The organism is Acuticoccus kandeliae (assembly GCF_003073115.1).
The window spans coordinates 1,154,763-1,174,336 of the sequence record NZ_QBBV01000002.1 but is presented as its reverse complement, the minus strand read 5'-3'; the positions used below and the strand labels follow the sequence as shown (position 1 = coordinate 1,174,336).

The 19,574-nt window shown below is 69.4% G+C and carries 17 protein-coding genes; 9 read left to right on the top strand and 8 right to left on the bottom strand.

Annotated features, from left to right (window positions below; all coding sequences use genetic code 11):
* Nucleotides 1-13 precede the first annotated feature (13 nt).
* Complete coding sequence (locus DBV35_RS18130) at nucleotides 14-2,365, bottom strand: bifunctional salicylyl-CoA 5-hydroxylase/oxidoreductase (protein WP_108661702.1); 2,352 nt, start codon at nucleotides 2,363-2,365, stop codon at nucleotides 14-16.
* Between the two features lie 71 nt (nucleotides 2,366-2,436).
* Here DBV35_RS18130 and DBV35_RS18125 point away from each other — a divergent pair, with 71 nt between their 5' ends.
* From DBV35_RS18125 to DBV35_RS18095, 7 genes are read left to right on the top strand one after another with little or no spacing between them, the layout of a single operon-like run.
* Nucleotides 2,437-3,186: an SDR family NAD(P)-dependent oxidoreductase gene (locus DBV35_RS18125; RefSeq protein WP_108661701.1), complete on the top strand. Its 750-nt coding sequence runs from the start codon at nucleotides 2,437-2,439 to the stop codon at nucleotides 3,184-3,186.
* Nucleotides 3,186-3,665, top strand: coding sequence for a MarR family winged helix-turn-helix transcriptional regulator (locus DBV35_RS18120; RefSeq protein WP_108661700.1), 480 nt, complete (start codon nucleotides 3,186-3,188; stop codon nucleotides 3,663-3,665). The genes DBV35_RS18125 and DBV35_RS18120 overlap by 1 nt, the downstream gene beginning before the upstream one ends.
* A complete protein-coding gene (locus DBV35_RS18115) occupies nucleotides 3,662-4,495 on the top strand; it encodes an enoyl-CoA hydratase family protein (RefSeq protein WP_108661699.1) in 834 nt (277 codons plus the stop codon). The genes DBV35_RS18120 and DBV35_RS18115 overlap by 4 nt, the downstream gene beginning before the upstream one ends.
* Nucleotide 4,496: 1 nt before the next feature.
* Nucleotides 4,497-5,687, top strand: coding sequence for an acyl-CoA dehydrogenase family protein (locus DBV35_RS18110; protein WP_108661698.1), 1,191 nt, complete (start codon nucleotides 4,497-4,499; stop codon nucleotides 5,685-5,687).
* Entirely contained in the window at nucleotides 5,684-7,294 is a 1,611-nt protein-coding gene (locus tag DBV35_RS18105) for an AMP-binding protein (RefSeq protein WP_108661697.1), read from the top strand. The genes DBV35_RS18110 and DBV35_RS18105 overlap by 4 nt, the downstream gene beginning before the upstream one ends.
* Nucleotides 7,291-7,701 (top strand): RidA family protein, encoded by a 411-nt coding sequence (locus tag DBV35_RS18100; protein ID WP_108661696.1) that lies wholly within the window; start codon nucleotides 7,291-7,293, stop codon nucleotides 7,699-7,701. The genes DBV35_RS18105 and DBV35_RS18100 overlap by 4 nt, the downstream gene beginning before the upstream one ends.
* Nucleotides 7,698-8,390 (top strand): GNAT family N-acetyltransferase, encoded by a 693-nt coding sequence (locus tag DBV35_RS18095; RefSeq protein WP_108661695.1) that lies wholly within the window; start codon nucleotides 7,698-7,700, stop codon nucleotides 8,388-8,390. Before DBV35_RS18100 ends, DBV35_RS18095 begins: the two co-directional genes overlap by 4 nt.
* A 17-nt stretch (nucleotides 8,391-8,407) precedes the next feature.
* Here DBV35_RS18095 and pncB read toward each other — a convergent pair whose 3' ends face one another.
* From pncB to hemA, 4 genes are all read right to left on the bottom strand, one after another.
* Nucleotides 8,408-9,799, bottom strand: a complete 1,392-nt coding sequence (gene pncB / locus DBV35_RS18090; RefSeq protein ID WP_108661694.1) for a nicotinate phosphoribosyltransferase — start codon at nucleotides 9,797-9,799, stop codon at nucleotides 8,408-8,410.
* 84 nt (nucleotides 9,800-9,883) lie between these two features.
* On the bottom strand, nucleotides 9,884-10,495 hold the full coding sequence (locus DBV35_RS18085; protein ID WP_108661693.1) for a glutathione S-transferase family protein: 612 nt from the start codon (nucleotides 10,493-10,495) through the stop codon (nucleotides 9,884-9,886).
* Nucleotides 10,496-10,625: 130 nt separating this feature from the next.
* Nucleotides 10,626-11,015 carry a septal ring lytic transglycosylase RlpA family protein gene (locus DBV35_RS18080; protein ID WP_108661692.1) on the bottom strand — a complete coding sequence of 130 codons (390 nt, stop codon included), beginning with the start codon at nucleotides 11,013-11,015 and terminating at the stop codon, nucleotides 10,626-10,628.
* Between the two features lie 422 nt (nucleotides 11,016-11,437).
* On the bottom strand, nucleotides 11,438-12,661 hold the full coding sequence (gene hemA / locus DBV35_RS18075; RefSeq protein WP_108661691.1) for a 5-aminolevulinate synthase: 1,224 nt from the start codon (nucleotides 12,659-12,661) through the stop codon (nucleotides 11,438-11,440).
* Nucleotides 12,662-13,033: 372 nt separating this feature from the next.
* Between hemA and DBV35_RS18070 the strand changes: the two genes are divergently transcribed.
* Nucleotides 13,034-14,224 (top strand): pyridoxal phosphate-dependent aminotransferase, encoded by a 1,191-nt coding sequence (locus DBV35_RS18070; RefSeq protein WP_108661690.1) that lies wholly within the window; start codon nucleotides 13,034-13,036, stop codon nucleotides 14,222-14,224.
* Between the two features lie 82 nt (nucleotides 14,225-14,306).
* The gene (locus tag DBV35_RS18065; protein ID WP_245943976.1) at nucleotides 14,307-15,959 is read left to right on the top strand and encodes a thiamine pyrophosphate-dependent enzyme; all 1,653 of its coding nucleotides are present in this window, start codon (nucleotides 14,307-14,309) and stop codon (nucleotides 15,957-15,959) included.
* A gap of 9 nt (nucleotides 15,960-15,968) precedes the next feature.
* Here the strand turns inward: DBV35_RS18065 and hpaR are convergent, their stop codons facing one another.
* From hpaR to DBV35_RS18050, 3 genes are all read right to left on the bottom strand, one after another.
* Nucleotides 15,969-16,547, bottom strand: a complete 579-nt coding sequence (hpaR, locus tag DBV35_RS18060; protein WP_205648719.1) for a homoprotocatechuate degradation operon regulator HpaR — start codon at nucleotides 16,545-16,547, stop codon at nucleotides 15,969-15,971.
* Nucleotides 16,548-16,757: 210 nt separating this feature from the next.
* Entirely contained in the window at nucleotides 16,758-17,984 is a 1,227-nt protein-coding gene (locus tag DBV35_RS18055) for an NAD(P)/FAD-dependent oxidoreductase (protein WP_108661688.1), read from the bottom strand.
* A gap of 75 nt (nucleotides 17,985-18,059) precedes the next feature.
* On the bottom strand, nucleotides 18,060-18,953 hold the full coding sequence (locus tag DBV35_RS18050) for a LysR family transcriptional regulator (protein WP_211100011.1): 894 nt from the start codon (nucleotides 18,951-18,953) through the stop codon (nucleotides 18,060-18,062).
* Between the last annotated feature and the right edge of the window lie 621 nt (nucleotides 18,954-19,574).

The following is a 19,574-nucleotide window of genomic DNA, read 5'->3' as shown; positions in this document are numbered from 1 at the left end:
GCCCTTGTGCCCCTCATTCCGCGGCGACCCGCCCCCGTTCGTTTTGATAACGATGGCGCGGACGGGCCTTCAAGCGCAACTCCTTCAGCTCCTCGCGCGAGCGCGGCGCGTTGCGGAACGCCTGGTCGCGACCCGGCCAGTACTGCGGCGGGCAGTCGACATCCGCAACCCCGTATTCCGCCGCAGCCAGGAGCGTGAAGTAAGGATTGACGAGGTGCGGGCGGGCGAGCGCCACGAGATCGGCGCGTCCGGCCGCAAGGATCGTGTTCACCTGATCGGCCGACGTGATGGCGCCGACGGCGAGCGTCGCGATGCCGGCCTCGGCCCGCACCTGCTCGGCGAACGGGGTCTGGAACATGCGCCCGAAGATGGGCTTGCCCTCCGGCACGGTCTGCCCGCTCGACACGTCGATGAGGTCGACCCCGTGCGCCACGAACGCCTTCGCGATCACCACCGTGTCGTCGCCGACGATGCCGCCCTCGGCCCAGTCCGTCGCCGAGACGCGCACCGACATCGGCTTCTCGGCCGGCCAGACCGCGCGCATCGCGTCGAACACCTCGAGCGGGAAGCGCAGGCGGTTCTCGATCGACCCCCCATACGCGTCGGTGCGGTGGTTGGTGAGCGGGGAAAGGAAGCTCGCGAGGAGATAGCCGTGCGCGCAGTGAAGCTCGATCATGTCGACGCCGAGGCGCACGCAGCGCTCCGTCGCGGCGACGAAATCGGCGACCACCTTGTCCATGTCCGCCCGCGTCATCTCGCGGGGGGCGGGGCTGTCCGGAAAATAAGGGATCGGGGAGGGGGCGATCGTCTGCCATCCGCCGGTCTCGAGCGGGCGGTCCATCCCCTCCCACATCAGCTTCGTCGAGCCCTTGCGGCCCGAATGGCCGAGCTGGATGCAGAATTTCGTCTTGGAGTGCTGGCGCACGAAGGTGACGATGCGCTGCCAGGCCGCCTCCTGCTCGTCGGTGTAGAGGCCGGCGCAGCCGGGGGTGATGCGCCCCTCGTCGGACACGCACACCATCTCGGTATAGACGAGGCCCGCCCCACCCATCGCGCGCGTGCCATAGTGGGCGAGGTGGAAGTCCTGCGGGACGCCGTCGACGGCCGAGTAGGTGTCCATCGGCGAGACGACGACGCGGTTCGCGACCACCATGTCGCGCAGCCGGAAGGGCTGGAACATCGGCGGGTTGGGGTTCTCAGTGTCGACGTCGAAGCCGGACGCCGCCACGTCCTTCGCGAAATGCGCGGCGATCTTCTCCACGAACTCCGGCGCGCGCAGTTCCAGATTGTCGTAGGTGATGGCCTTGGCGCGCGTCATCAGGCCGAACGCGAACTGGACGGGGTCCATCGTCCAGTAGCGCTTCAGCCGCTCGAACCAGACGAGCGAGACGTCGGCGGAGTGCTGGATCTTCTCCACCTCCTCGCGCCGCCCCTTCTCGAAGCCGGCGAGGGCGGCGGTCACGTTCGGGTGGCGGTTCATCGCCGCGTTGAGGGCGATCGCGTCCTCCATCGCAAGCTTGGTGCCCGAGCCGATGGAGAAGTGCGCCGTCGCCTTCGCGTCGCCGAGGAGGACGATGTTGCCGATGGTCCAGCGCTCGTTGCGGATCATCGGGAAGTTGCGCCACATCGAGCGGTTGATGAGGAGGGGGTGCCCGTCGAGCGCCTTCTCGAACACCTTTTCCAGATAGGCCGCGCTCTCGGCCTCGCTCATGGTGGCGAAGCCGACGCGCTCGAACGTCTCGGGGTCGGTCTCCAGCACCCAGGTCGAGGCGCCCGGCTCGTACTGGTAGGCGTGGGCGATGAAGAGCCCGTCCTCGTTCTTCTCGAAGAAGAAGGAGAAGGCGTCGAGCGGGCGCGTCGAGCCCATCCAGGAGAAGTGGTTGGGGCGCAGGTCCGTCGTCGGGTTGAAGTGCTCGATGAAATGGTTGCGCACGACCGAGTTGATGCCGTCCGAGGCGACGACGAGGTCGTGCGTCTTCGCCATCTCGAGGATGTCCTCGATCGACAGGTCATGGCCGTTGTGGATCTCGACGCCGAGCTGGGAGGCGCGGAAATTCAGGAGTTCCAGCAGTGTCTTGCGCGAGCAGCCGCAGAAACCGTTGCCGCCGATGCGGAAGGTCTCGCCTTTGAAGTTGACCTCGATATCGTCCCAATAGGCGAAACGGTCGGTGATGAGGCGGTAGCTCTCGGCGTCGTGCGCCTCGAAGTTCTGGAGCGTCTCGTCGGAGAAGACGACGCCGAAGCCGAACGTGTCGCTCGGCCGGTTCCGCTCGTAGACGTGGATGTCGGCGTCCGGGTTCTGCTTCTTGTAGAGGATCGAGAAGTAGAGGCCCGCGGGACCCCCGCCGATAACCGCGATGCGCATATCCACACCTCCTCTGTGATGCTATTATTTTAGACTTGAAGTAATCCGTTCACAAGGGCACATTGTGAGCCATGAGCGGGCATGTGTTGATCACCGGAGGTGGCACTGGGCTCGGTCGCGCCGTCGCCGAGGCGCTGGCCGGATCGCACCGCCTGTCTCTCGTCGGCCGCCGCGCCGCGCCGCTCGATGCGGTCGCCGCGCGCCTTCCGGACACCGCCGCCTTTTCCGCCGACGTGACCGATCCGGCCGCCCTCGGCGAGGCCGTGCGCGCGGCCGAGGCCGCGCACGGGCCCGTCACCGCGCTCGTCGCCGCGGCCGGCATCTCCGACACCGCCCCCATCGTGAAGACCGACCCCGCCATGCTGCGCCGCCTCCTGTCGGTCAATGTCGAGGGTGTTCTGAACGCCGTCCAGCTCGTCCTGCCGGGCATGATCGCCGCCGGTCATGGCCGCGTCGTGGCGATCGCGTCGACGGCGGCGCTGAAGGGCTATGCCTATGCCGGGGCCTACGCGGCATCCAAGCACGCCGTTCTCGGCCTCGTGCGCTCGCTGGCACTGGAGACGGCGAAGACGGGCGTCACGGTCAACGCCGTCTGCCCCGGCTTCGCCGACACGGAGATGACGGCCGAGAGCGTCGCGCGGATCATGGCGAAGACCGGGCGCAGCGAGGCGGACGCGCGCGCCGCGCTCGCCTCGAACAGCCCGATGGGGCGCCTCGTCGCCCCGCGCGAGGTGGCCGACAGCGTGCGTTGGCTCCTCGGCGAGGATGCGGGCGCGATCACGGGACAGGCGATCGTGGTCGCCGGGGGCGAGGTGATGTGATGGACCAGGTGACCCGGCCGACGGCCGCCGCCGAGGCGCGCGACGAGGCTTCGCCCCTGCGCCTGTGGCTGCGCCTCTTCGCGACGGCCAACATGGTCGAGGCGGAACTGTCGCGCCGCCTGCGCGCCGAATTCTCGATGACCCTGCCGCGCTTCGACTTGATGGCCCAGCTCGCGAAGTCGCCGGAGCCGCTGGCGCTCGGCGAGCTGTCGCGCCGCCTGATGGTGACCAACGGCAATGTCACCGGCCTCGTCGACCGCCTCGTGGAGGACGGCCTCGTCGAGCGCCGCGTCGCCCGCAACGACCGCCGCTCCGCGCTCGTCGAGCTCACGAGAGACGGGCGCGCCCTCTTCGAGGTGATGGCCGCCGCGCACAAGGGCTGGGTCGGCGAGCTGTTCGACGGTCTCGACGACGCCGCGCGGGCGACCCTTTCGCAGCTTCTTCGCGAGGCGCGGACCAGCGTTCAGGAGAAACTATGAGCGACCGCTTCACGATCCCTCTGCCGCTCGGCGCGTACACGCCGCAGCATTTCAAGCTCGAGGTCGACGGCAAGGTCGCGACGATCACGCTGAACCGCCCGGAGCGGAAGAACCCGCTCACCTTCGAGAGCTACGCCGAGCTGCGCGATTTCTTCCGCGCGCTGCCCTACGAGGACGCGATCAAAGCCGTCGTCCTCACCGGGTCGGGTGGCAATTTCTGCTCCGGCGGCGATGTCTTCGAGATCATCCAGCCGCTCCTGGAGCGCGACACCAAGGGCCTCCTCGACTTCACCCAGATGACGGGCGACCTCGTGAAGGCGATGCGCGCCTGCCCGCAGCCGATCGTCTCCGCGATCGACGGCGTGTGCGTCGGCGCGGGTGCGATCCTCGCGATGGCCTCCGACATGCGGATCGGGACGGGGGAGGCGAAGGTCGCCTTCCTCTTCAACCGCGTCGGCCTTGCCGGGTGCGACATGGGCGCGTGCGCGATGCTGCCGCGTATCATCGGCCAGGGCCGCGCCTCCGAGCTTCTCTTCACCGGCCGCACGATGGGCGGGGAGGAGGCCGAGAATTGGGGCTTCTTCAACCGGCTCGAAACGCCGGACGGCGTCCTCGCGGCGGCGCAGGAGCTGGCCAAGCGCCTCGCCGACGGGCCGACCTTCGCGAACGGGATCACCAAGAAGATGCTCCACATGGAGTGGGCGATGGGCGTCGACGAGGCGATCGACCAGGAGGCCGTCGCCCAGGCGCTCTGCATGCAGACCGAGGACTATCGTCGCGCCTTCAACGCGTTCGCCAACAAGACGAAGCCGGTCTTCGAGGGGAACTGAGATGGAGCGCGACCCTCTCGCCGAGACCCTCTCCTGGCCCTTCTTCGACGCGGTCCACAGGGAGGTCGCGGCGAAGGTCGCCGCCTTCGCCGGCGCGCACGCGGCGCGCCTCAGCGACCACCACGACGTCGACGGCTCCTGCCGCAACCTCGTCGCGGCGATGGGGGAGGCGGGGCTCCTCGTCCCGACCGTCGGCCTCTCCGGCCCGCTCGACGTGCGCACGCTGTGCCTCTCGCGCGAGATCCTCGCGCGCCACTCGGGCCTTGCCGACTTCGCCTTCGCGATGCAGGGGCTCGGCTCCGGCCCGATCAGCCTCGCGGGGACCGAGGCGCAGAAGGCGGCCTACCTCCCGCGCGTCGCGAAGGGCGAGGCGATCGCTGCCTTCGCCCTCACCGAGCCGAAATCGGGCTCCGACGTCGCCGCCATCGAGATGACCGGCCGCGTCGAGGGCGATCATGTGATCCTCGACGGCGAGAAGACGTGGATCTCGAATGGCGGGATCGCGGATTTCTACATCGTCTTCGCGCGCACCGGCGAGGGGCCGGGCGCAAGGGGCCTCTCCGCCTTCATCGTCGATGCCGATACGCCGGGCCTCACCATCGCCGAGCGGCTCGAGGTCATCGCCCCGCATCCGCTCGCGCGCCTCGCCTTCGAGGGATGCCGCGTGCCGCTCGTGAACCGGCTCGGCGAGGGCGGACGCGGCTTCGGCCTTGCGATGGCGACGCTCGACGTCTTCCGCTCCACCGTCGGGGCCGCCGCGCTCGGCTTCGCGCGCGCCGCGCTGGAGGCCGCGCTCGCGCGCGTCCACACCCGCCACCTCTTCGGCGCGCCGATGGCCGAGCTTCCGCTCGCCCAGGAAGGGATCGCCGACATGGCGCTCGGCGTCGACGCCGCCGCGCTCCTCGTCTACCGCGCCGCCTGGACCAAGGATTCCGGCGCACCGCGCATCACGCGCGAGGCCTCGATGGCGAAGCTCTTCGCCACCGAGACGGCCCAGACCGTCATCGATCGCGCCGTCCAGCTCCATGGCGGCGACGGCGTGCGCTCTGGCACGAAGGTTGAAGAGCTCTATCGCGAAATTCGGGCGCTCCGGATCTACGAGGGCGCCTCGGAAGTGCAGAAGATCGTCATCGCCCGACAGGCGCTCGCTGCCAGCGTCCCGCCCGGGCCCAATCGCGAATCGGCCGTATGATCAGTTCCGCCCATACCGACACGTTTGCCCGCGACAACCTGCCGGCCGTCGAGACGCAGCCGGCCTTCCTGAACCTCGACAAGCTCGCCTATCCGGACCGCCTCAACTGCGCCGTCGAGCTGATCGACCGGCACGTGAATGAGGGGCGGGGGGACCGCATCGCCGTCCTCGGCGAGGGCGTCGAGTGGACTTACGCCGCGCTCCAGGCGGTGGTGAACCGGCTCGCCAATGTGTTCGTGGAAGGCGGGCTCGAGCCCGGCAACCGCGTGCTGCTGCGCTCGGCCAACAACCCGATGATGGCCGCCGTCTACTTCGCCATCATCAAGGCCGGCGGGATCGTCGTCGCCACCATGCCGCTCCTGCGCGCCAAGGAACTCGGCGTGATGCTCGACAAGGCGAAGGTCCGCTTCGCCGTCACCGACGTGAAGATCCGCGACGAACTCGACAAGGCGCTCGCGACGCGCGACCAGACCCTCTTCGTCTTCGGTACGCCCGAGTTCGACGCCGCCCTCGCGGCGGCGAGCCCCGAGTTCACCGCCGTCGACACCGCGATCGACGATGTCTGCCTCATCGGCTTCACCTCCGGCACCACCGGCGTGCCGAAGGGCACGATGCACTTCCACCGCGACATGCTCGCGATCTGCGACTGCTACGCGAAGGAGGTGCTGCGCGCCGCGCCCGACGACCGCTTCGTCGGCTCCCCGCCGCTCGCCTTCACCTTCGGCCTCGGCGGGCTCGTGCTCTTCCCCTGGCGCATCGGGGCGACCGCGATCCTCCTCGAAAAGGCCTCGCCGGACCACCTGATGCCGGCGATCGAGGCCTACAAGGCGACCGTCCTCTTCACCGCGCCGACGGCCTATCGCGCGATCCTCAACAAGCTCGGCGACTACGACCTCACCTCGCTGAGGAAGTGCGTCTCGGCGGGCGAGACGCTGCCGCGCGCGACCTTCGAGGCGTGGAAGGCCTCGACCGGGATCACCATCCTCGACGGCATCGGCGCGACGGAGATGCTGCACATCTTCATCGGCGCGCCGGAGGAGAGCGTGCGCCCCGGCGCGACCGGGATCCCGGTGCCGCTCTACGAGGCGAAGGTGATCGACGAGACCGGCGCGACCTGCCCGCCGGGCGTCCCCGGCCGCCTCGCCGTGCGCGGGCCGACCGGCTGCCGCTATCTCGATGACTCGCGCCAGATGGAATACGTGATCGACGGCTGGAACGTCACCGGCGACACCTACGTCATGGACGAGGACGGCTATTTCTGGTTCCAGGCGCGCTCCGACGACATGATCGTCTCGGCCGGCTACAACATCGCCGGGCCCGAGGTGGAATCGGGGCTTCTCAGCCATCCCGCCGTCGCCGATGCCGGCGTCGTCGGCGCGCCCGATCCGGAGCGCGGGCAGATCGTGAAGGCCTATGTGGTGCTGAAGCCCGGCCAGACCGGCTCGCCCGCCCTCACCAAAGAGCTGCAGGACCATGTGAAGGCCGAGCTCGCCCCCTACAAATATCCCCGCGCGATCGAGTATGTCTCCGATCTGCCGCGTACCGAGAGCGGAAAGGTCCAGCGCTTCGCGCTGCGCCGCCGCGCAGCCGAGGAGATGGGAGCGTGAGCCAGTCGCTCATCCGAGCCGTGATTCCCGAGGGATGGCCGAAGCCGATCGGCTACGCCAACGGCATCGTCACGGACGGCCCGCTCGTCCATGTCGGCGGCCAGATCGGCTGGCGCACGGACCACACCTTCCCCGACACCTTTCTCGGACAGGTCGGCCAGGCACTCGCCAACGTGCTCGCCGTCGTCGAGGCGGCGGGCGGTGGGGCGGACACGATCGTGCGCCTCACCTGGTACGTGACCGACATCGAGGCCTACCGCACGAGCCTGTCCGAGCTCGGCCCGGTCTACCGCGCGGTGATGGGGCGGAACTTCCCGGCGATGGCGCTCGTCCAGGTCGTCTCCCTCGTGGAGGTGGAGGCGATGGTGGAGATCGAGGCCGTCGCCGCCGTGCCGGTGGCAGCATGAGCGACCGTCCCTTTGCCGACTGGACGGCCCGGCCGCGCCCGGAGCGCGTGGTGCTCGAAGGCGCGCGCATCCGCATGGAGCCGCTCGACGCCGACCGCCACACCGATCCCCAGTGGGACGCCCACCGCGCGGGCGACCCGGAGGGGGCGCTGTGGACCTATCTCGGCTACGGCCCGTTCGACACGCGCGAGGCCTACCACGCCCACATCGCCGCCCAGGCGACGAGCACCGACCCGCTCTTCTACGCGGTCGTGCCGCGCGCGACCGGCAAGGCGCTCGGCGTGATGGGTCTCATGCGCATCGATCCGGCCAACGGGGTGATCGAGGTCGGCCACATCTGCCTCGCGCCGGGCCTGCGCCGCACGCCGGAGGCGAGCGAGGCGCTGCTCCTCCTCGGCAATTACGTGTTCGAGTCGCTCGGATATCGCCGGTTCGAGTGGAAGTGCGACAGCGCCAACGCGCCCTCCCGCCGCGCCGCGACCCGCTACGGCTTCACCTTCGAGGGCATCTTCCGCCAGCACATGGTCACGAAGGGCCGCAACCGCGACACGGCCTGGTTCTCGATCCTCGACGGGGAGTGGCCGGAGCGCCGCGCCGCGTTCGAGGCGTGGCTCGCGCCGGAGAATTTCGACGCGGACGGCCGCCAGCGCCGCGCGCTGGAGGAGATCCGCGCCGCGAACGCGGGCTGACAGGCCCGCGCGCCGCCTCAGCCGAAGGCGAGGGTGGGCGCGGGGGCGAGCGCGCCCGCGAGACGGCCGATCGCGCCCTTCACCGTGCGCGTCACCCCGGCGGGGATCTCGCCCTTGAAGAAGGTCACGTCGAGCTCGCGCTGCGCGCCGACGCCGAAGACGCGCTTGTAGCGGGCGATCTCGTCCTCGGGGCCGGTCGCCTTGCGCGGATTGTCGGAGAGCTTCACCGTCGGCCGACCGTTCGCCGAGACCGCCTTGCAGACGAGGCTGAACGGGGCGAGCGCGTCGTCCTTCACGAGGCCGCGGAAATCGTTGGTGAGAAGCGTGCCCCAGCCGAACGAGACGCGCACCCGGCCCGAGAAGCGGGCCTGAAGGGTCAGGATCGTGTCGACGTCGAGCGCGTCGGAGAAGATGATGCGCTTCTCGCGCGGGTCCTCGCCGCGCGCCTTCCACCACGCGATCGCCGTCTCCGCGCCCTCGACCGGGTCGCCCGAATCGATGCGCACGCCCGTCCACCCGGCGAGCCAGTCCGGCGCGTGTTCGAGGAAGCCCTTCGTGCCGTACGTGTCCGGCAGGATGATGCGCAGGTTCCCCTCGTGCTCCTCGTGCCAGTCGGCGAGCACGTGATAGGGCGCGTCGGCGAGCTCCTCGTCATTCTCGGCGAGCGCGGCATAGACCATCGGCAATTCGTGCGCGTTGGTGCCGATCGCCTCCACCTCGCGCCGCATCGCCATCAGGCAGTTCGACGTGCCGGTGAAGGAGGGGCCGAGCCCCTCGATCATGGCCTGCACGCACCAGTCCTGCCACAGGAAGGAGTGACGCCGGCGCGTGCCGAAATCGGCGATCGCGATCTCCGGCACCTCGCGCAGCTTCTCGATCTTCTGCCACAGCTTCGTCATCGCGCGGGCGTAGAGGACCTGAAGCTCGAACTTGCCCATCTCCTTCAGCACCGCGCGCGAACGCAGCTCCATCAGGCAGGCGAGCGCGGGGATCTCCCACATCATGACCTCGGGCCAGGCGCCCTCGAAGGTCAGCTCGTACTGGCCGTCGCGCGTCTCCAGCTCATAGGGCGGGAGCTTCAGATGCTCGAACCAGGACATGAATTCCGGGCTGAACATCTGGCGCTTGCCGTAGAACGTGTTGCCACGCAGGAACGTGCTCTCGCCGCGCGAGAGGGAGAGCGAGCGGATATGGTCGAGCTGCTCGCGCAGCTCCCCCTCGTCGATGAGATCGGCGAGGCGGATGTGCTTGGAGCGGTTGATCAGCGAGAAGACGACCGTCGTGTCCGGCCTGTTGCGCAGGACCGACTGGCACATCAAGAGCTTGTAGAAGTCGGTGTCGATCAACGAGCGGACGATCGGATCGATCTTCCACTTGTGGTTCCACACCCGTGTCGCGATGTCGACCAATTTGCCCTCCCGCAGGCCACACGACAGGTGTGATACGCCATCGCCGGGGCGCAATCCTAGCCCCGGAACGCCATGTCGGGCCGATCAGTTGCCCGGATGCCAATCAAGCGGCTTGTAGCCCGGCAGCGCCTCGATGGCGGCGAGCCAACGGCCGATGCCGGGAAATTCGCCAAGATCGAAGCCGCCCTGCGGCGCGACATGGGTGTAGGCGTAGAGCGCGATGTCGGCGAGGGAGGGGGTCTCGCCGGCGAGGAAGGGGGATTGGGCGAGACGCGTTTCCATGACGCCGAGCGCCTTGTTGCCGGCGGTGAGCGTCGAGGCGAGCTGCTCCGGCGTCGCTTCCATGGTGCGGTAGAGGATGAGCGAGCGGCGCACGGCGACATAGGGCTCGTGGCTGTACTGCTCGAAGAACATCCAGGACGCCATCAGCGCCCGCTCGAAGCGGTCCTGCGGCACGAACGGCGTGTCCTCGCCGAGATAGAGGAGCATCGCGTTCGATTCGGGCAGGAGCCGTCCATCCTCCTCCTCGAGAAGGGGGACCTTGGCGTTCGGGTTCTTGGCGGTGAAGGCGGGGTCCTGGGTGCCGCCGTCGAGGAAGGAGACCTCGACGTGACGGAATGGCCGGCCGGTGAGCGCCATCAGAAGGCGCGGCTTGTAGCAGTTCCCGGAGTCGGTCATTCCGTAGATCGTCACCATGGCGCGGCTCCCCGTTTGGCTTTCAAGCGGCGGGGAGGGTGCCCTGGTCGGGTCGGTGCGTCCAACGCGTTCGCGTGATCGTCTTCATCACGTCAGGCGAACGCCGCGCCGCCCGGGCCGTGGAATGGCCTTACATGATCTCCATCGTGACCTTGGCGAGGCCGTCATCGACCATGCCGATCTTCGATGCTGCGCCCTTGGAAAGGTCGATGACGCGCCGGCCGACATAGGGTCCGCGGTCGTTGATGCGCACGACCACCGAACGGCCGTTCTTCTGGTTGGTGACCTTCACCTTCGTGCCGAAGGGGAGGCTTTTGTGCGCGGCCGTCATGGCGTTCATATTGAAACGCTCGCCGTTCGCGGTACGCCGCCCATGGAACCGCGCGCCATAATAAGAGGCCGTGCCGACGCTTCGGCCCGAGGCGGCGTGGGCCTCGGTGGGGAAGGTCGTGACGGTGGCGACGGGAAGGGCGATAGCGAAGACAGCCGCCAACGTGGCGGCTTGAGCGACTAACTTCATGCAGTGTCCTGATGATGTGCGGATCGCGCGGGACGCAGACGGCGCCCCCGCTGTCCCTCAAGCGGCAAGAGTGCTGCAGTGGGTTCCGGGTTGAACTAGCCACCCGTCGCTTCGGGTGACGGCCCGGACTTAGCCGCCCGTGGACGGATTATGGAACCCCGCGGGCTCAACCGGACGCCGAACATGACGGGATTTTAATGGAACCGGCTCATGCGGCCGCGCGTTCACAATGCGCCCGGTGCGTGTCCGGAAGGATAAAATTGCGCGAAACGCCGTTTCGCAGCCGCACAAAATGCCCTCCCGCGGGGGTGAGGGCACAATCATTTCACTGGCTTGGGTGTGTGGCCCGGTGCGCGGCAAAATGGCCGCAGGGGCGGCCACTGTGGACGGGATGTGGATAAGTCCCGTCCGAAAGGGCCGGTTCAGGCCGCCGCGGAGGTGCGGGCGAGGGCGCACTGGGACCACAGATCCGAGAGCGCCTTGCAGAGATGGTCGATGTCGGCGTCGGTGTGGACGGGCGAGGGCGTAATGCGCAGCCGCTCGGTTCCGCGCTCGACGGTCGGATAATTGATCGGCTGAACGTAGATGCCGTACTGGTCGAGCAGGAGGTCGCTGATCCACTTGCACTTGGCGGCGTCGTTCACCATCACCGGCACGATATGGCTCGGATTGTCGAGCGCCGGGATGCCGATCTCCTTCAGCCGCGCCCGCACCTTGGCGACGACGCGCTGGTGCGCCTCGCGCTCCGCGTTCGAGACCTTGAGATGCTCGATGCTGGCGCGCGCGCCGGCCGCGACCGCCGGCGGAAGGGCGGTCGTGAAGATGAAGCCCGAGGCGTGGGAACGCACGAAGTCGCACAGATTGCGCGAGGCGGCGATGTAGCCACCGACGACGCCGAACGCCTTGCCGAGGGTGCCCTCGATCACGGTGAGGCGGTCCATCAGGCCGTCACGCTCGGCGACGCCGCCGCCGCGCGGGCCGTAGAGGCCGACCCCGTGCACTTCGTCGAGATAGGTCATCGCGCCATGCTTGTCGGCGACGTCGCACAGCTCAGCGATCGGCGCGATGTCGCCGTCCATCGAGTAGACGGATTCGAAGGCGACGAGCTTGGGGCGGGCGGGGTCGACGGCGGCGAGGCGACGGTCGAGGTCTTCCGGATCGTTGTGGGCGAAGATGTGCCGCTCGGCCCGGCTGTGCCGGATGCCCTCGATCATCGAGGCGTGGTTCTTCGCGTCGGAGAAGACGGCGCAATCGGGAAGCTTCGCCGCGAGGGTGCCGAGCGCGGCCCAGTTCGAGACGTAGCCGGAGGTGAAGAGCAGGGCGGCCGGCTTGCCATGCAGGTCGGCGAGCGAACGCTCGAGCTCGACATGATAATGGTTCGTGCCGGAGATGTTGCGCGTGCCGCCGGCGCCAGCGCCGCACTTGTCGATCGCCTCGTGCATGGCGGCAAGCACGCTCGGGTGCTGGCCCATGCCGAGATAGTCGTTCGAGCACCACACGGTGACGTCCTGAGGACCGTTGCCGCTATGATGACGCCGCGCACGCGGAAACTGGCCGCGATACCGTTCGAGGTCGGCAAAGACGCGATACCGCCCTTCGTTGCGAAGCGCATCGAGGCTCTCAGAGAAGAATTTTTCGTATTCCATGATTTCCCCGCTCCGCACCCTCTATAGTGTTGCCATTCCACGATGGCCACCCTTCGCGTGGCTTTGCCGCGCCAGGATTGCGTGAGCGGTTCCAACGGTGTGGCGCCTCGTCCCCTCCCGTCAGTTTGGATCCATGCTGAAGTGAGAGTGTGGCCCGGCCGGCCGCGCCGACGCCCCGAAATTTGGGGACAACGGCCCGGTTCTGCCATGCGTGGGCGTGCGGGCCGCTGCCCGGTCACGGTGGGTACACACTTTGCGGCCACCTTGGCATGAGACTGGCCTGACGCCTCACATTGCCGCCGGGCACGCTGGACCCGCCTTCGGGCGGGGGACGCGCGGGCGGCCGTACCCAGCATGAAGGGCAGAGCAGCAATGCGCTACGCTTCGATCACCGACCGTGTCGCCGGACTCGGCGCGAACAAGTGGGCCGTGCACGTCGCGGCGCGCCGGCTCGCCGCGGAAGGCAACGAGATCATCGAGCTCACGATCGGCGAGCCGGACGTGCCGATCGCCGACGTGCTCCTCGACGTGTGCGCCGACGCGATGCGCGCCGGCCGGTTGCGCTACTCCTCCGCGCGCGGCGAGCCGAGCATCGCCGACGCGCTGTCGGCGAAATATTCGGCCCGCAGCGGCCGCAAGATCGGGCGCGAGAACACGCTCGTCTTCGCGGGCACGCAGAACGCCCTCTTCGCGACGATCCTCGCGCTTGCCGAAAGCGGCGACGAGGTGCTCGTCGGCGACCCGCTCTACGCGACCTATGAGGGGATCATCCGCGCGAGCGGGGCCACCCCCGCCTACGTGCCGCTGCGCCCCGAGAACGGCTTCCGCATGATGGCCGACGATCTTGCGCGTGCCGTCTCGCCGCGCTCGCGCGTCCTCCTCCTCAACACCCCGCACAACCCGACGGGGGCCGTCCTCAGCCGCGAGGACGTGCGCGCCATCGGCGAGATCGCCATCGCGCACGACCTCTGGATCGTCTCCGACGAGGTCTATGAGGACTTCATCTTCAACGGTCGCTTCGCCTCACCCTTCGACGAGCCGCGCCTCGCGGAGCGTTGCGTCGTCGTCTCCTCCATCTCCAAGTCGCACGCCGCGCCCGGCTTCCGCAGCGGCTGGGCAGTGGGGCCGGCCGAGTTCGTCAACCGCGTCGTTCCGGTGTCGGAGATGATGATGTTCGGCACCCAGCCCTTCATCGCCGACATGACCGCGCACGCGCTGAACCACGTGACCGAGACGGCCGCCGCGATGCGCGAGACCTACCGCCGCCGGGCCGAGATGGTGGCGAGGATCACCGGCGCCGAACGCAGCCTCCTCCCGATGATGCCGGACGCGGGGATGTTCATCCTCCTCGACGTCCACAAGACCGGACTCGACGGCGAGGCCTTCGCCTGGCGTCTCCTCCATGATGCGGGCGTCGCGGTGATGCCGGGATCGTCCTTCGGGGACCATGCGCGCAATTTCGTGCGCATCAGCCTCACCGTCGCCGATGCGCGTCTTCAGACCGCCGCCGAGCGCATCGCCCGCGTCGCCGCCTTCGCGGCGGCCGAGCCGGTCGCCGTCTGATGCGCTGACGGGGTCGGGCGATGGACAGGCCCGGCCGATCGGAGGCATGAGGGAACCCGTCACACGCGACGGGGGACGCCTCATGAAGACGAAGACGAGAGGCCGGTCGGCCGGTGCCAACGGGCCGACGCCCATGACCGGGGGCGAGGCGATCGTCGCCGGGCTGGAGGCGCACGGGGTCGACACCCTCTTCGGCCTCCCCGGCGCACAGATCTACGGCCTCTTCGACGCGCTCCATCGTTCGCCGATCCGCGTCGTCAGCGCCCGCCACGAGCAGGCGTGCGGCTACATGGCGTTCGGCTATGCGCGGGCGAGCGGGCGGCCGGGCGTCCTCTCGGTGGTACCGGGGCCCGGCATCCTCAATGCCGGCGCGGCGCTCCTCACCGCCTACGGGGCCAACGAGCCGGTCCTGTGCCTCACCGGCCAGGTGCCGAGCGACTTCCTCGGCAAGGGGCTCGGCCATCTCCACGAGATGCCGGACCAGCTCGCGACACTCTCCGGCTTCACCAAATATTGCGACCGGATCGATGTGCCGAGCGCGGCGCCGAACGCCGTCGCCGAGGCCTTCCGCGCGATGCGCTCGCTGCGCCAGGGACCGGCCGCGCTCGAGATGCCGTGGGAGCAGTTCACCGCGACGAGCGCGGTCGTCCCCGTCGCGCCGATGGAGCGCGTGCCGGACCCGCCGGTCGACCCGACCCGCATCGACGCGGCCGTCAAGCTGATCGCGGCGGCGAAGGCGCCGATGATCTTCGTCGGCTCCGGCGCGGTGGAGGATGGCGAGGCCGTCCGCCTCCTCGCCGAGCGGCTCGGCGCGCCGGTCGTCTCCTTCCGCTCCGGGCGCGGCATCGTCTCCGATCGCCACCCGCTCGGCTGCACCCTCGTCTCCGGCCATCGTCTCTGGGCGGAGACGGACCTCATGATCGGCATCGGCACGCGGCTGGAGCTTCCCGGCTGGCGCTGGACGTCAGGGCCGAAGGACATGAAGTCGATCCGCATCGACATCGACGCGGCGGCGCTGCGCCGCCAACCCTCGACCGTCGACATCCTGGCGCGCGCCGGGGAGGGGGTGGACGCGCTCCTCGCCGCGGTCGACCGGGCGGGCGTCTCGGTGCCCGACCGCCGCGAAGCGATCGCCGAGGCGAAGGCGGCGGCGGACGCGGAGATCCGGTCCCTCAAGCCCCACCACGCCTTCCTCGCCGCGATCCGCGCGGCGCTGCCGGACGAGGGCATCCTCACCGAGGAACTGTGCCAGGCGGGCTTCGCCTCCTGGTTCGCCTATCCGGTCTATCAGCCGCGCACGCTGATCTCGTCGGGCTACCAGGGCACGCTCGGCGCGGGCTTTGCGACGGCGCTCGGCGCGAAGGTCGCCCGGCCGGACGTTCCGGTCGTCGCGATCTGCGGCGATGGCGGCTTCATGTTCACCGTTCAGGAGCTCGCGACGGCGGCGCAGGAGGGGATCGGCGTCGTCGCGATCGTCTTCAACAACGAGGCCTACGGCAACGTCCACCGCGACCAGGAACAGATCTTCGACGGGCGCGTCACCGCCTCGGCGCTGAAGAACCCGGACTTCGTGGCGCTCGGCAAGGCGTTCGGCGTCGACGCGATGCGGGTGCGCACCCCGAAGGCGTTGCAGGGCGCCGTCGAGAAGGCGATCGGCACCGGGCGCTGCACGCTGATCGAGGTGCCGCTTTCCCTGAAGGACGAGGTGAGCCCCTGGTCCTTCATCCGTCGCTGAGGGGCGGGGTCAGCCCCGCTTCGGCCCCTTGCGCCGCGGCGGCTTCTCGGCGCCCGCCTCCTGTATGGCGCGGATCTCGTCGAGCGCGGGATCGGTGTCGAAGGGGAGGGGCGGCATCTCGCCGAGCTTCGCCTCCACCTCCTGCAGGAGGTCGAGAAGCTGCGTCAGTTTCTCCGGCCCGACGGCGGCGGTGATGCGCGCATAGATCGCGTCCGAATGTGGGCTCGCGAGCTCCATCAGGCGCGTCCCGGTCGGGGTGATCGAGATGCGGCTGCGGCGCAAATCCTCCGGGTCCGACCGCCGCACGACGAGCCCGCGTCCTTCGAGGTCCTGCAGGATGCGCGACAAGGATGGGCCGAGGAGGAAGGTCGCGTTGGCGAGCTCGGTGACCTCGATGCTTTCCACCGTCGTCAGCGCCCGCAGGACGCGCCATTGCTGCTCGGTGATGTTGTAGACGCGCAGGGCCGAGCGGAAATGCTGCATCACCGCCTCGCGGGCGCGCAGCAGCGACATCGGCAGCGAGCGCGAGAAGGAGCGCAGGCGAAGGCGGGTGCTGATCGTCTCGCGCGGACGCGGCTCGTCGGTCATCGGGTTGCCTGGTTGCTCGTTCGGCCGTCTGGCCAAGCTCTACAGCGAAGTGGGGCCGGGTGGGAACGGCGCGCGTTGACCCGGCTGTGGAGCGGGGGCGACGCCCGCACCAGGCTGCGACCGGCGCCGGATCCCGTCCTCGCTCATGCGCCCGTCCGTCCCCGGCGGGCGCGCCGCCTCCTCCCGCCATGACCCGTGACGCCGCGCCTCCTAGCGGCGAGGTGAGGCCCAGGCCTTGAGGTCGAAGCCGGGGGCAGCCGCCTCGTCGGGTGTCGGGCTCGGCGCGGCGCCCGACAGGATGCGCCGGGCCGCCATGTGGTCGCCCGCGCGATTGACCGATTCCACCGCGATCAGCCGGTCGCCGAGGAAGCAGAGGACGGACCGGGCGGCCTCGCCCTCAACCCCGGTCACGACCGTCGCATCATGCCCCGCGGAGAGCCCGGCCATCTGGAGCTTGAGGTCGCCCTGGTCGCTCCAGAACCAGGGCACGGCCGCGTAGGGCGCGTCCTTGCCCATCACGCGCGCGGCCACGGTTCGCGCCTGGTCCGTCGCATTTTGAACCGATTCAAGTCTCACCAGCGCGCCGCTCGCCTCGTGCACGAAGCTCGCGCAATCGCCGATGGCGGAGATCGACGGATCGCTGGTGCGCATCGTCTCGTCGACGCGGATGCCGTTCTCGATCGCGAGCCCCGCCTCGGCGGCGAGCGCCGTATGCGGCAGCACCCCGATCCCGACCACCACGAGGTCGGCCTCGATGCGCGTCCCGTCCGTCGTCTCCACCGCCACCGCCTTGCCGTTCTCGCCGACGATCCGCGCGAGCCCCTGTCCGACATCGAGCGTCACGCCCCAGCCCTGATGGGCGGCCGTGAAGATCGCCGACATCTGTGGCGTCACCGCCCGCGCCATCGGCCGGTCGGCAAGCTCCAGCACATGGACATTGAGCCCGGCGGCCGCCGCGACGGCCGCGAATTCGAGCCCGATAAAGCCCGCCCCGATCACCACCGCGTTGCGCGCGCCCTTCATGCGCGCGCCGATCGCGTCGGCGTCCGCGAGGGTGCGCAGCATGAAGACGCCCTCGAGGTCCGCGCCGGGGACGGGGAGGGCCCGTCCGTGCGCCCCGACCGCGAGGACGAGATGGTCGTAAGCGAGCGCCGCGTCGTCCACGATCAGGCGGCGGTTCGTCCGGTCGATCGCCCGCGCACGGCCCTCCCGGCGCTCGATCCGGGCGGTCTCGAAGAAGGCCTCGGGGCGGAAGGAGAGCGCGTCGCGGGTCGTCTTGCCCATCATGTAGGCCTTCGACAAAGGCGGGCGCTGATAGGGCAGGCCCGTCTCCTCGCTGACGAGGATGATGCGCCCCTCGAACTTCTCGCCCCGCAGCGACGCGGCGACCTGGAAGCCGGCATGTCCCGCGCCGACAATCACCACCGTGTCATTCATGTTCCGCTCCGTCCTTCACCGTGCCGCACCGATCGGCGGGCGGGGCTTCCCCGTCCGCGCGCGGGCCGTCGCTGCTCAGTTGGTGCGAAAGCGCTCGATGAGCCAGGAGGCGGCCGGACCTGGCGGCGTGTCGGTCCGATAAATCGCGTCGAACTGATATCGCGCGTTGGTGCTGTCGGGAAGGTCGAGGCGGACAAGGCGGCCCTGCGCCAGATCATCCCGCACCATCGGCTCGGGCATGTTGCCCCAGCCGATCCCCTCGCGCAGCAGCATGTGCTTGGCGCCGAGATCGGCGAGGCGCCACACGTGCGGGCTGATGACGGCGACCTCGATCCCCTCCGTCAGGGCGGAGCGATCTGTGAGGATGAGCTGGACGTGCTCGCGCGTCATGCCCGGCCGGATGCCGGGGCCGGCGAGCGGGTGGTCTGGCGCGGCGACGGCGACAAGCTCCACGTCGCCGACGGCGACACGCTCGATGCCGCTGAGCCCGCCCACGAAGGGGAGCGGCCCGCTGATGCCGACGATCGCGCGCCGCCCGAGGACGAGATCGGCGACGCCGCCCAGCGCCTCGACGCGCAGGTTGAGCGTGACGGTCGGAAACGCAGCGCGAAAGGATTTCAGCGTGTCGACGACGCGCTCGGAGGGCATCATGACGTCGATCGCGAGGCTGAGCTCGCCTTCGAGCCCCTGGCGCATGGCGACGATCTTGGCCTTCAGCGAATCGATGCCGCTGGTGACGCTGCGCGCCTCCGCCTCCACCGCGCGGCCGGCGTCGGTGAGGATGGGCTTGCGCGTCGCGCTGCGGTCGAAGAGCGCGATGCCGAGCTGCATTTCGAGGTTGGCGATGCTGTAGCTGACGACGGAGGTGGCGCGGCCGAGCTTGCGCGCGGCCCCGGCGAAGGAGCCGGTCTCGACGACGGTCAGGAACACCCTGATCTGGTCGAGCGTCGGGTTGCCGATGTCCGTCACCATCCTGTGGCCCTCGTCCCGCCGGCCCGCCGGAACGCGCCGCGGTGAGACCAGAGCCGCAAGAGGGGGCGCGTGGCAATGGCTGGCGGCGCAGCGCCGCGTCCGGCTGAGCGCGAAGGGGCGGTGAGTGGGCCGGACCGGTGAAGGAGGCTGAAGCGGCAGGGCGTTTCTGTTGGCTTGCCGGACGCCACGGGAGCGACTGCTTTTGCTAGGACGAGCAGGGAGAGGCGGCCCTCTGTCGATGAGGGCAACGCAGGGGCGCCGCCTTTTGTCGTTTTGGACGGCTCGGTCAGGAACACCCTGATCGCGTGGAGCGTCCGGCCACCGAAGTCCGTCACCAACCTGATCCTTTTTACACCGGTGCGTCTGGAAGGGGCGCTCCGAAGAGAACGGGAAGAGGGGGCAAGGCAATGGCCGGCGGCCGAACGCGCCGTACGGTTGGCGCGACAAGGGGCGGTGATTGGGCCGGACCTGCCAAGGAGGCTGCAGCGGCAAGGCGCCGATTTCTGTCGGTTTACCGGACGCCGCAGTGCCGACCGCTTCTGCTCAGGACTGACGGGGAGGGGCGGCGCTCTGTCGGTTCGGGCCGACGGTCAGGAACATCCTGAGCGGTCGAGCGTC

Bases quoted from the DNA above. Each gene is read 5' to 3' on its own strand.
- DBV35_RS18130 (WP_108661702.1), bottom strand. From the start codon at position 2,365: ATGCGCATCGCGGTTATCGGCGGGGGTCCCGCGGGCCTCTACTTCTCG.
- DBV35_RS18080 (WP_108661692.1), bottom strand. From the start codon at position 11,015: ATGAAGTTAGTCGCTCAAGCCGCCACGTTGGCGGCTGTCTTCGCTATC.
- hemA (WP_108661691.1), bottom strand. From the start codon at position 12,661: ATGGAATACGAAAAATTCTTCTCTGAGAGCCTCGATGCGCTTCGCAAC.
- DBV35_RS18070 (WP_108661690.1), top strand. From the start codon at position 13,034: ATGCGCTACGCTTCGATCACCGACCGTGTCGCCGGACTCGGCGCGAAC.
- DBV35_RS18120 (WP_108661700.1), top strand. From the start codon at position 3,186: ATGGACCAGGTGACCCGGCCGACGGCCGCCGCCGAGGCGCGCGACGAG.
- DBV35_RS18110 (WP_108661698.1), top strand. From the start codon at position 4,497: ATGGAGCGCGACCCTCTCGCCGAGACCCTCTCCTGGCCCTTCTTCGAC.
- DBV35_RS18055 (WP_108661688.1), bottom strand. From the start codon at position 17,984: ATGAATGACACGGTGGTGATTGTCGGCGCGGGACATGCCGGCTTCCAG.
- DBV35_RS18105 (WP_108661697.1), top strand. From the start codon at position 5,684: ATGATCAGTTCCGCCCATACCGACACGTTTGCCCGCGACAACCTGCCG.
- hpaR (WP_205648719.1), bottom strand. From the start codon at position 16,547: ATGACCGACGAGCCGCGTCCGCGCGAGACGATCAGCACCCGCCTTCGC.
- DBV35_RS18065 (WP_245943976.1), top strand. From the start codon at position 14,307: ATGAAGACGAAGACGAGAGGCCGGTCGGCCGGTGCCAACGGGCCGACG.
- DBV35_RS18125 (WP_108661701.1), top strand. From the start codon at position 2,437: ATGAGCGGGCATGTGTTGATCACCGGAGGTGGCACTGGGCTCGGTCGC.
- DBV35_RS18115 (WP_108661699.1), top strand. From the start codon at position 3,662: ATGAGCGACCGCTTCACGATCCCTCTGCCGCTCGGCGCGTACACGCCG.
- DBV35_RS18085 (WP_108661693.1), bottom strand. From the start codon at position 10,495: ATGGTGACGATCTACGGAATGACCGACTCCGGGAACTGCTACAAGCCG.
- DBV35_RS18095 (WP_108661695.1), top strand. From the start codon at position 7,698: ATGAGCGACCGTCCCTTTGCCGACTGGACGGCCCGGCCGCGCCCGGAG.